The organism is Nocardia carnea, from assembly GCF_029868855.1.
GTDB lineage: Bacteria > Actinomycetota > Actinomycetes > Mycobacteriales > Mycobacteriaceae > Nocardia > Nocardia carnea_A.
In genome coordinates, this window is sequence record NZ_JARWOV010000298.1 from 22,967 (window position 1) to 35,150 (window position 12,184).

Annotated in this window: 10 protein-coding genes; 2 read left to right on the forward strand and 8 right to left on the reverse strand. The window is 67.3% G+C overall.

The annotated features are described in order from the left end of the window. Nucleotides 1-388: 388 nt before the first annotated feature. The 7 genes from QH195_RS30785 to QH195_RS30815 form a co-directional block, all read right to left on the reverse strand. The gene (locus QH195_RS30785) at nt 389-1,978 is read right to left on the reverse strand and encodes an FAD-dependent oxidoreductase (RefSeq protein ID WP_280437953.1); all 1,590 of its coding nucleotides are present in this window, start codon (nt 1,976-1,978) and stop codon (nt 389-391) included. Nucleotides 1,979-1,994: 16 nt separating this feature from the next. Further along, complete coding sequence (locus QH195_RS30790; RefSeq protein WP_432278472.1) at nt 1,995-3,014, reverse strand: AurF N-oxygenase family protein; 1,020 nt, start codon at nt 3,012-3,014, stop codon at nt 1,995-1,997. Nucleotides 3,015-3,333: 319 nt separating this feature from the next. After that, on the reverse strand, nt 3,334-4,329 hold the full coding sequence (locus QH195_RS30795; RefSeq protein ID WP_280426598.1) for a sulfate/molybdate ABC transporter ATP-binding protein: 996 nt from the start codon (nt 4,327-4,329) through the stop codon (nt 3,334-3,336). A 22-nt stretch (nt 4,330-4,351) separates the two neighbouring features. Next, nucleotides 4,352-5,158, reverse strand: coding sequence for a sulfate ABC transporter permease subunit CysW (gene cysW / locus QH195_RS30800; RefSeq protein ID WP_280426599.1), 807 nt, complete (start codon nt 5,156-5,158; stop codon nt 4,352-4,354). Continuing rightward, complete coding sequence (gene cysT, locus QH195_RS30805; RefSeq protein WP_280426636.1) at nt 5,155-5,994, reverse strand: sulfate ABC transporter permease subunit CysT; 840 nt, start codon at nt 5,992-5,994, stop codon at nt 5,155-5,157. The genes cysW and cysT overlap by 4 nt, the downstream gene beginning before the upstream one ends. 84 nt (nt 5,995-6,078) lie before the next feature. After that, nucleotides 6,079-7,113: a sulfate ABC transporter substrate-binding protein gene (locus QH195_RS30810; RefSeq protein WP_280437978.1), complete on the reverse strand. Its 1,035-nt coding sequence runs from the start codon at nt 7,111-7,113 to the stop codon at nt 6,079-6,081. Between the two features lie 139 nt (nt 7,114-7,252). Next, nucleotides 7,253-7,462: a hypothetical protein gene (locus QH195_RS30815; protein WP_280437954.1), complete on the reverse strand. Its 210-nt coding sequence runs from the start codon at nt 7,460-7,462 to the stop codon at nt 7,253-7,255. Between the two features lie 139 nt (nt 7,463-7,601). Here QH195_RS30815 and QH195_RS30820 point away from each other — a divergent pair, with 139 nt between their 5' ends. Together QH195_RS30820 and QH195_RS30825 are read left to right on the forward strand one after the other, a co-directional pair. Next, nucleotides 7,602-8,264 carry a class I SAM-dependent methyltransferase gene (locus QH195_RS30820; protein ID WP_280437955.1) on the forward strand — a complete coding sequence of 221 codons (663 nt, stop codon included), beginning with the start codon at nt 7,602-7,604 and terminating at the stop codon, nt 8,262-8,264. Between the two features lie 43 nt (nt 8,265-8,307). Beyond that, nucleotides 8,308-10,323, forward strand: coding sequence for a glycoside hydrolase family 15 protein (locus QH195_RS30825; protein ID WP_280437956.1), 2,016 nt, complete (start codon nt 8,308-8,310; stop codon nt 10,321-10,323). 9 nt (nt 10,324-10,332) lie between these two features. On the opposite strand, the gene QH195_RS30830 is transcribed toward QH195_RS30825, so the two are convergent. Beyond that, nucleotides 10,333-12,138, reverse strand: coding sequence for a GTPase (locus QH195_RS30830; RefSeq protein WP_280426603.1), 1,806 nt, complete (start codon nt 12,136-12,138; stop codon nt 10,333-10,335). Nucleotides 12,139-12,184: the final 46 nt, after the last annotated feature.

Here is a 12,184-nt window from a genome sequence, read left to right on the forward strand (position 1 = left end):
CACGTCCTGCGAAAAAGCCATGGGCGCGGTCGTTTTCCAAACAGCGACCACAGGTTAGCTGCACGGACCCTGATTAATCGAATAATCGGCGATGAAAGTTGAAGTTACGGAACAACTCCCCGAATATCGGCAGTAAAACAAACCGGCAGTCCAATTGCGAGTAACCCACAAAATCGGTTCTGAACTGGCATTTTCACAGAAATGGACAGTGATACATCATCGTCCACTGAGGTGGCCGCACGTAACCCCTACTGACGCCGACACATGCGTCCGGGTACGACTACCCAGCGGTAACCAATCAATTGCTACCCCGGCGGAATTCGCACCGCGCAAACGCAGACCGCCCGCCCGGTGCGATACCGGACGGGCGGGAAACTGGAAGGTTGCCTCAGGCGCGAGCGAACAGGCGGCGCGCCGGCTTGGCGGTACGGGTCACCGCGCCCGCGGCCCGGACCTGCGGCCGGCGCTGCCGCAACAGCCGGTCGAACGCCTCCGGGCCACCCGCGGGCTCGGCCAACCGGCCGGCGTTGAAATCGTCGGCGAGTTGCTGCACGGTTTCCTGGGCACAGGATTTGTTGGTGCCGATGAACCCGGTGGGACCGCGCTTGATCCAGCCGGTCACATACGCGCCCGCGAGCACCTCGCCCTCCGGACGCACCAGCACCCGGCCGGCCCGGTTCGGGATGATCCCGCGCTGTTCGTCGAACGGCAGACCCGGTGTGGGTACACCGCGGTAGCCGACCGAGGTGAGCACCAGCCCCGTCTCGAGCAGATCGGTATCGCCCGTGGCAACCGCACGGACCCGGCCGTCGTCCCCCGGAACCAGCGCGGTCCGGTCCACCTCGATACCGGTGACGACATCCGGTCCGAAGATCCGGCTCGGCGCGCTCTGGTAACGGAATACGATCCGGCGGCGCTGCCCGAACGGCCGCTCGGCGACCCGGTGCAACAGTTTCAGCTTCTGCTCCACCTGATACGGCAGGTCGCCGGTGAGCGGCGGCAGGTCGCCCTCGATGGCGATATCCACATCGGCACCCAGCAACCCGACGAACTCCGGGACGGTGAAGGCCGATTCGGCCGGACCACGCCGCCCCAGCACCACGACCTCGCGTACTTCGCTGCGCCGCAGGGCCTCGAGGGCGATAGGCGAGATATCGCTACCGGCCAGAGTTTCCGGATCGGTGGTGAGAATCCGGGCCACGTCCAGCGCGACATTCCCGTTGCCGACCACGACGACCCGGCGCTGGGACAGATCGAAATCATGCTCGGCATGGTCGGGATGCCCGTTGTACCAGGCGACGAAATCGGTGGCCGAGACGTTTCCGGCCAGACCTTCACCGGGGATGCCGAGCTTACGGTCGGCGGAGGCACCGACCGCGTACACGACCGCATGATGGTAGGCGAGCAGCTCTTCGTGCGAGATATGTTTGCCGATCTCGATATCGAAGTACGAACCGAATCCGGGCTGCCGCGACATCACGTCGAACAGATCGGCGACCTTGCGGGTCTTCCCGTGATCCGGTGCCACACCGTAGCGAGCCAGGCCGTAGGGAACCGGCAGCCGGTCGAACACCGTCACCCGCACATCCGGCTGGGTGAGCAGTTCGTCGGCGGCGTACATGGCCGAGGGCCCGGAGCCGACCACCGCGACCCGCAGCGGGCCGCGGCCGGCGGTATCGATCGGCGGCGCCGGTACCGGTTTGGCGAGAATCGGGCGCGGTCGCGACTGCCGGTAGAAGTCGGCGTTGATCTCGATGAACGGCTTCTGCTCGTCGGTCAGCTTCTTCGACGAGGTGATGGCGTCCACCGGGCAGGCCGAGGCGCAGGCGCCGCAGTCCACGCAGGAAGCCGGGTCGACGTAGAGCATTTCCGCGGTCCGGAAATCCGGTTCGTCCGGGGTCGGATGGATGCAGTTGACCGGGCAGGCGTAGACGCAGGAGGCGTCGCTACAGCACGACTGGGTGACGACGTAGGGCATCGAGTGGACCCGTCGCTCAGGCGGCCGCGCCGGACACGGCGCGCAGCGGTTCGGAACGGTACCGGGTGGTGTGCCCGGCGATACCCAGCACCTTCCAGACCCGCTTGGCGATCGGGTTCATCAGGCCGATGTCCTCGGCCAGGGCGCGCACATCACCGAAGTAGTCGCTGAAGGTCTGCTTGGCCTCGGCGGAACCGTAGAACAGTTCCTTGCGCACGCTCTTCGGGATATCGAATTCCTCGAAGAAGGTCTTGGGCGGGGTCGCGATGGCGCGGCCCAGGATCCACATGATCACCGGCATGGCCAGCGACAGCACGAATTTGTTGCGCCGCGAGGATTCCGGTACGTGCTGCTTGAGGAATTCGTGCGCGAAGGAGATGTGGCGGGCTTCCTCGGCCACGTGGATGGCCATCACACCGCGCATGATCGGGTGCACTTCCTCGCCGGAGCGCAGGATGTCCTTCTGGATGTGGTCGATCGGCTCTTCGCCGGCCAGTACGGCCATGAAGAACAGGTTCGGGAAGGCGACCGCGACCGGTACCGCGAGGTGGCGCAGCTGCCGGACCAGCGGGCCCATCCCGGGTACGTCGACGCCGATCCGGTTCACCATCTCCTGGAACATCAGGGTGTGGTTGTGCTCCTCGATCATCTCGTGGGAGCAGTAGCGGAACTCCGGGTCACCGTTGGGCAGCCCGAAGACGTGCTGCATCATGCCGCTGATCAGGATGGCCTCGAACTGCAGCCCGACCTTGGCGACATTGGCCTGGCGGTACTTGCCGAGTTCGATCTTCTGTTCCTGCGACAGCGCCTGATACCAGGGGTGCCGGCCGAGGGTGTCGGCGGAAACGGGCAGGATCCAGCGTTCCGGCCGCGCGTTCACGTCGAAGTCCGGGTGGTCCCAGTCGATATCTTCGAACGGGTCGAAATGCCGGTTGACCGAGCCTTCCGACAGCAGCAGCAGCTTTTCCGCGTACTCCTGGGCCTGCGCGACCAGCTGGTCGTCGGAGACCGTGGTGGCTGAAGACGTCATCGTCATGCCTCTCGTCAATGATTCCGGCTTAACTGTTTCCCATAGTTACAGCTAAGGCGGGGTACGTCAACACGACGGTCCGCGCAACGGGATCACAGTCGACAACCGAAAGACATCACCGCAGCTCAACGCCGATATCGAGGGACATATCGACCTGCTGGGAGCTACCACTGCCGCAGGCCCGGGACCTACGACCCCACTCGCTCCCCGGGCTCTCCGGTCACAGCTACTTGCCGATTCGCCGGATGAACCGTGCAGCTCACGACGCAACCGGACCTGCTACGACCCATCGCCCGGCCGTGCAGGTCCGATCAGCACAGCTGCGTCACCCGACCGGCAGGTCCGGGATCCGGGTCGCGCGGGCATACACGGTCTCCCCTTCGGTCAGCCGCAGTGCCTCGGCATCACCGCGGGTCACCTGCGCGACGAACAGATCCCCGGTGGCGGCATTGCGCATTTCCACGCGGACCTCGAACCCGAGCCGCACCACCCGTTCGATGGTCGCCCGCGTGACCCCCGCGGATTCCGCCGTCCCCTCGTAGGCGGCCAGCGCCATACTCGGATCCCGGCCGACCCGGATATCGTGCGGCCGCACCAGATGGCCGTTCAACCGCGCCACCGCCCCGAGGAAGGTCATGACGAATTCGCTGGCCGGCCGGTCGTAGACGTCTTCGGGACTGCCGACCTGCTCGATCCGCCCGGCGTTCATCACCGCGATCCGGTCCGCGACGTCGAGCGCTTCCTCCTGGTCGTGGGTCACCAGCACGGTGGTCACATGCACTTCTTCGTGCAGGCGGCGCAGCCAGGTGCGCAGATCCGCCCGTACCTTGGCGTCCAGCGCGCCGAACGGTTCGTCCAGCAGCAGGACCTGCGGGTCCACGGCCAGCGCACGGGCCAGCGCCATCCGCTGGCGCTGGCCACCGGAGAGCTGCGCCGGATAGCGGTGCTGGAATCCGTCGAGCCCGACGATGCCCAGCAGTTCGTCCACCCGTTTCGCGATCTCGTTCTTGGGGCGTTTGCGGATGGTCAGGCCGAAGGCGACATTGTCGCGGACCGTCATATGTTTGAAGGCCGCGTAGTGCTGGAAGACGAATCCGATATCGCGTTTCTGCGGCGGTACCCGGGTGACATCGCGACCGCTGATGGTCACCACGCCCGAATCGAGGTTCTCCAGCCCGGCGATCGACCGCAGCAGGGTCGATTTACCGGAACCGGAGGGGCCGAGCAGCGCGGTCAGCTCGCCGGAGGGAATCTCCAGACTGACATCGTCGAGGGCGGCGAAAGAACCGTAGTTCTTGCGCGCGTTGGTCACGGTGATCATGGGCGGCCTCCGGCGTGCACGGTCATGACACGTCCCGCTTACGTTCCAGGAGCGTCATCAACAGCAGGGTGATGAGCGCGAGACCCATCAGCAGGACTGCGGCGCAGTAGGCGCCGAAATCGTTGTGATCGTTGATATAGCGTTCGTGCACCAGCAGGGTGAGCGTCTGCGAGACACCGGGGAAACCGGAGGACACCATGATCACCGCACCGAATTCGCCGAGCGCGCGGGCGACGGTGAGCACCACACCGTAGGTGAGGCCCCAGCGGATGGCGGGGACCGTGATCCGCCAGAAGGTCTGCCAGCGGGACGCGCCGAGGGTCGCGGCCGCCTGTTCCTGATCGTCACCGATCTCGTGCAGTACCGGTTCCACCTCGCGCACCACGAACGGCATGGTCACGAAGACGGTCGCCAGCACCATCCCGGGCAGCGCGAAGATCACCCGGAAACCCCATTCGGTGACCACCCCGAACCAGCCGCCGACACCCCACAGCATGATCAGCGCGACACCGACCACCACCGGCGAGACCGCGAACGGCAGATCCACCACGCCCTGCAGCAGCCGCCGGCCCGGGAAGTTGCCGCGTACCAGGGCCAACGCGATCACCACCCCCAGGATCACGTTCACCGGCACCACGATGATCAGGATGATCATGGACAGGTTGAAGGCCGAGATGGCGGCCGGCGTGCTGATCTGGTCGACGAACGCGCCGATACCGTGCTCGAACGCCCGGTACAGGATGATCCCCAGCGGCAGTACCAGCAGCACGAACAGATAGCCGAGCGCCAGCACCCGCAGGGTCACCCGGCTGGATGCGGACAGTTTCATCGAGCCTCGCGTTCCTTCCGCGCCGTCCGTTCGGCGAACACCCGCAGCACCAGCAGGGCGGCGAACGCGATCACCAGCAGCGCCACCGATACCGCTGCCGCGTTCACCGGCCGGTCGATTTCGATCTGCTGCTGGATGTACTGCGACGCAACCTGTGTCTCCCGCGGAATGTTGCCGCCGATCAGCACCACCGACCCGAACTCACCGATCGCCCGGGCAAAGGCCAGCCCGCCGCCGCTGATGATCGCGGGTGCCAGCGTGGGCAGCACGATCCGCCGGAATGTCGTCCAATTGTCCGCGCCCAGCGACAGCGCCGCCTGCTCGACTTCGCGGTCCGCCTCGATCAGCACCGGCTGCACCGAACGCACCACGAACGGCAGGGTGACGAAGGCCAGCGCGACCACCAACCCCGGCTGGGTGGCGTTCAGATGGATATCGATCGGGCTCTTGGGCCCGTACAGTGCGAGCAGCACGATACTGGCGACGATCGTCGGCAGCGCGAACGGCAGATCGATCAGGGCATTGACCAAGCCCTTGCCGGGGAAGTCGTCACGCACCAGCACCCAGGCGATCAGCGTGCCCATGACGACATTGACCAACGCCACCACTACCGATACGAGCACCGTCACCCGCAGCGAGGCCAGCGCCAGCGGGTCGGTGATCGCGCCCCAGAACCCGGACCAGCCGTCGTCGAAGGCACTGAAGGTCAGCGCGGCCAGCGGTAGCAGCACGATCACGCTCAGCCACAGCATCGCGGTGGCGATACCGAGTGGGCCCACCGAACCGGTGAACCGCAACCAGGAGCCCAGCGGGCGGCGGGCGGGTTCGTCGCGCACCGCGGCCGCGGCGGGCGCGGGTTCGGTGCCGGGGCTGTGTTCGGTCACGAGTATCGAGTATCGCGTGTGGTCCGAGTCACCTGGCTACTCGGTCGCGTTGTCGTAGGCGACGGCGATGGCGCCGGAGTCGGGAGCGAACAGATCCGCCTCCACCGTCTCCCACCCGCCGAGGTCGGCGATGGTGTACAGCGTGGCCGGTTCCGGGAACGCCTCGGCGAATTCGGCGGCGACCCCGGGGTCGACCGGGCGGAAGCCGGCCTCGGCCCAGGCCCGCTGCGCGGCCGGGGTATAGAGGAAATCCCGGAACGCCAGTGCCTTCTCCGGATGCTGTGCGTGTTCGAGCACCGCGACCGGATTCTCGATCCGGAACGTGGCCTCCGGCACGATATGTACCACCGGGTCCCCGTGCCGTTCGGCGAAGATCGCCTCGTTCTCGTAGCTGATCAGGACGTCACCGGTGCCCTGCAGGAAGGTCTCGGTGGCTTCCCGGCCGGATTTCGGCTGCACCCGCACCCGGGTGAGCATCTGATTCAGGTAGTCGATTCCCGCCTGCTGATCGCGACCCCCGTCGCTGGCCGCGGCATAGGGCGCCAGCAGATTCCATTTCGCGGAACCGGAGCTGAACGGGTTCGGGGTGACCACCTCGACGTCCGGGCGCAGCAGATCGTCCCAGCCGCGGATGTTCTTCGGATTACCGGCCCGCACCACCAGGCTGACCACCGAACCGAACGGGATACCGCGGGTGGCGTCGGCGTTCCAGTCCGGATCCACCAGCCCGGCGTCCACCAGCCGCGTGATATCGGGTTCGAGGGAGAAGCTGACGATATCGGCGGGGGCCCCGCGGGCGATCTTGCGGGACTGGTCGGCGGAGGCGCCGTAGGACTGGCGTACCTCGACCCCTTCGCCCGCTTCGGTCTCGTTGAAGGCCGGCACGACCTTGTCGTAGCCGGGTTTGGGGATCGCGTACGCGTACAGGTCGACCGTGCCGCCGCTGCCGTCGGCGCCGCCGCCCCCGACCTCGTCACTGGAACCGCCCGCGCACGCGCTCAGCAATACGGGCAACGTCACCAGCGCGGCGAACAGCCGGCGCCGCCGTGCCGGACGACCGGTACGCGACATCATGGACCTTTCCGCGCCGAATCCGCGCCGAGCTCGTGCGGATCCGCGGCCACCGGCGCGGATCACAGGGTGAACAGCCAGGCGATGACCACCAGCACCAGCAGCGCGGCCAGTGCGAGCTGTACTCGCGAGCGCGGCATCAGCCCACCTCGCTTCCGGTCTCGCGGTCTCCATCGGTTTCGTCGTGGCCCAATACTCCGGCGGCCAGGCGCACGGCCCGGTCGATGAGATAGGCGATACCGAAGCTGATCGGCACCATGCCCACCAGCACCACGAGGAACTGCGGGATGAACGGCAACCCCGCCACCCACAGTTCGAACCCGTCCCACCAGCCGGCAATACGCTCCACGGCGACCAGCGTAGAACACCGGGTTCCGGGCCCTGCCCACCCGGCATGACAGGACCCGCGTCCCGGCGCACCGCCACCGCGGCCGGCGCATTCGCTCACGCCTTGACCTCGAGCGCGCTCGAGGTTGCAGGCTGAAGTCATGACACAGGCCACCGAGGTATGGAACTCCGCCTACGACAACGACACCGCACCGTGGATCATCGGCCAACCGCAACCCGCCATCGTCGCCCTGGAACGCTCCGGCCGGATACAGGGCCGGATCCTGGATCCGGGGACCGGTGCCGGTGAGCACACCATCGCGCTCACCGCCGCGGGCTACGACGTCCTCGGTGTCGACCTCTCCCCCAGCGCCGTCGCCTACGCACGGCGCAACGCCGCGGCAAAGGGCGTGCCCGCAGCCCGGTTCGAAGTGGTCGATATGGTCGCGCTCGCGGATTCGCCCGCCAACCCGCTCGGCACCTTCGACACGATCGTCGACAGCGCCCTGTTCCACGTGTTCATGGACGACCCGGCGGCCCGTGCCGCGTACGTCCGAACGCTGCACAGGCTGTGCGAACCCGGCGGATACGTGCACGTCCTGGCGCTCTCCGATGCCGAACCGGGTTTCGGGCCCCGTATCGGGGCAGACCTCATCCGCGACTCCTTCAGCGGACCGGGCTGGGAGCTCGAGGACCTGCGGCCGGACCACTACTACGGGCGCGTCACCGAATCCAATGCCGGCCAGATCGGCGACCTGACGGTCGACGCCGAGGGCAAGGTAGAACTCGCGGCCTGGCTCGCCCGGATCCGGCGCACCGGATAACCGATGGTGGCGACTCGGGGCTCGGCAACACATCATGGGTGGTATGCCGAGTCCCGAGCACGTACCACCGGCGAGCGGACTGCCGGGCACCCACCCGGCCGCGCCGCGTCGCGAGGACAGTTTCCCGGCCATCGACGACTACGCATTCCTCTCCGACTGCGAAACCACCTGCCTGATCGCCGGCAGCGGCGCGGTGGAGTGGATGTGCATACCCCGCCCCGACTCACCGAGTGTGTTCGGTGCCCTGCTCGATCGCAGCGCCGGCCATTTCCGGCTGGGACCGTACGGGCATTCGGTTCCCGCGGCCCGCCGCTATCTACCGGGCGGGATGATCCTGGAAACCACCTGGCAGACCGCGACCGGCTGGTTGATCGTGCGCGACGCACTGGTCCTCGGCCCGTGGCACAGCACCGAGCAGCGCAGCCGCACCCACCGGCGCACCCCGACCGACTGGGATGCCGCGCATATGCTCCTGCGCACGGTCAAGTGTGTGAGCGGCACCGTCGAACTCGAGCTGAGTTGCGAACCGTCCTTCGACTACCACCGGGCCACGGCCTCCTGGGAGTACACCGGCAAGGTGTACGAGGAGGCGACCGCGGTCTGCACCGCCGATGCGACCGCCGGACCGAACCTGGTACTCACCACCGATCTGCGGCTGGGCCTCGAGGGCCGGGAAGCCCGCGCCCGCACCCGGATGACCGAAGGCGACTGCGCCTACGTCGCGCTGACCTGGTCCGAACTGCCCGCCCCGCGCACGTTCGACGAGGCCGCCGACCAGATGTGGACCACGGTCGAATGCTGGCGGCAATGGATAACCATGGGTGATTTCCCCGACCATCCATGGCGCCGCTATCTACAGCGCAGCGCCCTCACTCTGAAGGGTCTCACCTACGCACCGACCGGTGCACTGATGGCGGCAGGCACCACCTCGCTACCGGAAACCCCCGGCGGGGAACGTAACTGGGACTACCGCTACTCGTGGGTGCGCGATTCCAGTTTCGCCCTCTGGGGTCTCTACACCCTCGGCCTGGACCGCGAGGCCGACGATTTCTTCGCATTTCTGCACGACGCCACCACCGACCCCGACGGCGAACCGGTACCACTGCAGGTCCTGTACGGAATCGGCGGCGAACGGCACCTGCCCGAATCCACCCTGGACCATCTCACCGGCTACGGTCACGCCCAGCCGGTGCGAATCGGCAACGGCGCGTTCGACCAGGAACAGCACGATATCTGGGGCACCATGCTGGACGCGGTGTACCTGCACGTGAAATCGCGCAAGCATGTCCCGGAAACGCTGTGGCCCATGCTCAAACGCCAGGTCGACGCCGCCATCGCGAACTGGCGTGCCCCCGACCGCAGCCTGTGGGAAGTACGCGGCGAGCCACAGCATTTCACCTCCTCGAAAGTGATGTGCTGGGTCGCGCTGGACCGCGGCGCCCGCCTCGCCGAACTGCACGGCCAGGCGGCGATCGCCCGGAAGTGGCATGAGATCGCGGCGGAGATCCGGGCCGATATCCTGGCCCACGGAGTGGACGAACGCGGCCGGTTCACCCAGGTCTACGGCGGTACCACCTTGGACGCCTCGTTACTGCTCGTGGTACTGACCAGGTTCCTCCCCGCCGACGACCCACGGATACGCGCCACCGTTCTGGGCATCGCCGACGAGCTCACCGTGAACGGCCTGGTTCTGCGTTACCGCACCGAATCCACCGACGACGGAATGTCGGGCGCCGAAGGCACCTTCACCATCTGTTCGTTCTGGCTGGTGTCGGCGCTGGTGGAAATCGGTGAAATCGACCGCGCCCGCGTCCTGTGCGAGCGACTGCTCAGCCATTCCAGCCCGCTCAAGCTCTACGCCGAGGAAATCGACCCCTACACCGGCCGCCAGCTCGGCAACTTCCCGCAGGCCTTCACCCATCTCGCGCTGATCAACGCCGTCACCCACCTGATCCGGGCCGAAGGCGCGGAACAGGCGGGCACGTTCCGTCCCGCGCACGACAGGACCGGCGGGACCCCGTGGCGCAGCCGGCCCCGCGATATCGGCCGTATGCGCTGACGATCATCGTCAGGCGGCGGCGATACTGTCCGCCTGCTGCCGGAGATCGCGCAGCTTGCCCATATCGGTATCGAGCCGGGCGAGGCGTTCCGCGCCCCGATCGCCGTACTGCGCGCCGGCCTCCTCGGCCACGCGCAACGCCTCGTCCGCCGCACGCAGCGCATCGGTCGCGATATCGGTGAAATGGTCCCGCAGCACCCGTTGCACCTCCCGTAGCCGGGTCCGCGATTCCTTACCGACCTGGAAGACCACATCGTCCATCAGCCGCGAAACCGCGGCTTTCGCCTCGGCCTGCCGCCGCAACCGGCGCGCCCTGCGGTCCTCCCACAGGGCATGCAGGCCGAGCAGGATACCCGCCCCGGCCGAATACCAGTTCACCAGCGACATCCCGAGGAGGCTGGTGGCCAGGCCCACCATCAGGATGCCGCCGTAGGACCCGCGCAGCGCGGACAGGAACTGTTCGGTGACACCGGCTTTCGCACTCTGCAGCGGTTCCAGCGGCGCGACGTCCGCGAGCAGATCCGACGCGTACCGGGGGCGGATATCGGGTAGCTCCGGGCGGCGGTGCTCGGCGGGAAACCGCGCCGCGACCTGCTCGCCGAGCTCCTCGGCACGGTAGTTCGCGGTTTCGAAGTTCTCCGCGATCGCCTCGGCGATCCGGCCCTCCAATTCGGTGCCGAACCGCTTCCACCGAGTGGCCGGATCTATTCCGGAGATCTCGGTTTCGGCGTCGCGCATCAGGCCCCGCAGCCGGTGCCGCAGATCGTGCTCGATATCGGCCATCAGTTCGGTACTGCCGTCGGCGAGCGTGATCTGCCAGGTCGCGGTGCGCTGGCGCAGCTGGTCGGCCTGGTCCCGGGCGGTGGCCAGCTGCTGGGTGACATGGGCGCGGCGCCGCGGATCGCGCAGCGCGTCGGCTTCGGTGCGCAGCACCACACCGAGATGATCGCCTACGAGCTGGATATCGCGGACCGCGGATTTCACGGCCATGGCATCGGCGTGGGCCACCACATAGTCGCGCAGATGCTCGATCAGCTGCGGTACCCCGGATTCGATCGCCCGCTGCTGGTTACCGGACCGCTGCGCCTGGTGGTGCAGTTGCGCCGAAACCGGCGCCACCGCAAAGCCCAGTCCGGCCTCGTCGAGCAGTTCCCGGTTGAGCTCCTGCACCTGCGCCCAGTGCGGATTCCGGTCGATCTTGTTGAGCACGCAGATCACCGTCGGGCAGATCTGCCCGATTCGCCGCAGATGCGCGATCTGATCCCGGTTGTACGCGGTATCGGCATCGCTCACGTACAGCACCGCATCGGCGGCCGCGATCATCGACCACGTGGTGCTGTCCTGCACCGCGGCACCGGGCGCGTCCATCAGCACGATTCCCTCGGCCAGCAGCGCACTGGGGTGGGTGAAATCGGCGCGGATCACGCCCTTGGCCGTCAGCGCCGGGGCCGGGTTCAACGGGTCCACGGGCTGTCGCCGGACCCGGCCGCCGCCCTCCCGCCGGACCAGGGTGGCTGTGGCCTCGGGGCCGTACTCCACGATCGCCGGAACACTGATCGGGCTGTCGGTGGCGCTGACCGGCGCGCCCGCCAGCGCGTTCACCAGGGTGCTCATCCCACTCTTCGGCGGGCCGACCACCACCAGCCGCACCCGGGTATCGGCGACCCGGGCGCGGACCATACCGAGCCGGCCCCGGAGATCGTTACGGCTGGCGGTGCGGGAAACATCCCGCAACTCGTCGATGATCTGGATGAGCGGGGCCATCACATCCGGATTCTTCACCGTGGCGGCCTGCGGTCCGGCTACGGCAGACAAGCCCTGCTCCTTCGCTCTCGGTCACAACACGTCCTGCGGCCACGAT

Bases quoted from the DNA above. Each gene is read 5' to 3' on its own strand.
- QH195_RS30785 (WP_280437953.1), bottom strand. From the start codon at position 1,978: ATGCCCTACGTCGTCACCCAGTCGTGCTGTAGCGACGCCTCCTGCGTC.
- QH195_RS30790 (WP_432278472.1), bottom strand. From the start codon at position 3,014: ATGACGATGACGTCTTCAGCCACCACGGTCTCCGACGACCAGCTGGTC.
- QH195_RS30795 (WP_280426598.1), bottom strand. From the start codon at position 4,329: ATGATCACCGTGACCAACGCGCGCAAGAACTACGGTTCTTTCGCCGCC.
- cysW (WP_280426599.1), bottom strand. From the start codon at position 5,158: ATGAAACTGTCCGCATCCAGCCGGGTGACCCTGCGGGTGCTGGCGCTC.
- QH195_RS30810 (WP_280437978.1), bottom strand. From the start codon at position 7,113: ATGTCGCGTACCGGTCGTCCGGCACGGCGGCGCCGGCTGTTCGCCGCG.
- QH195_RS30820 (WP_280437955.1), top strand. From the start codon at position 7,602: ATGACACAGGCCACCGAGGTATGGAACTCCGCCTACGACAACGACACC.
- QH195_RS30825 (WP_280437956.1), top strand. From the start codon at position 8,308: ATGCCGAGTCCCGAGCACGTACCACCGGCGAGCGGACTGCCGGGCACC.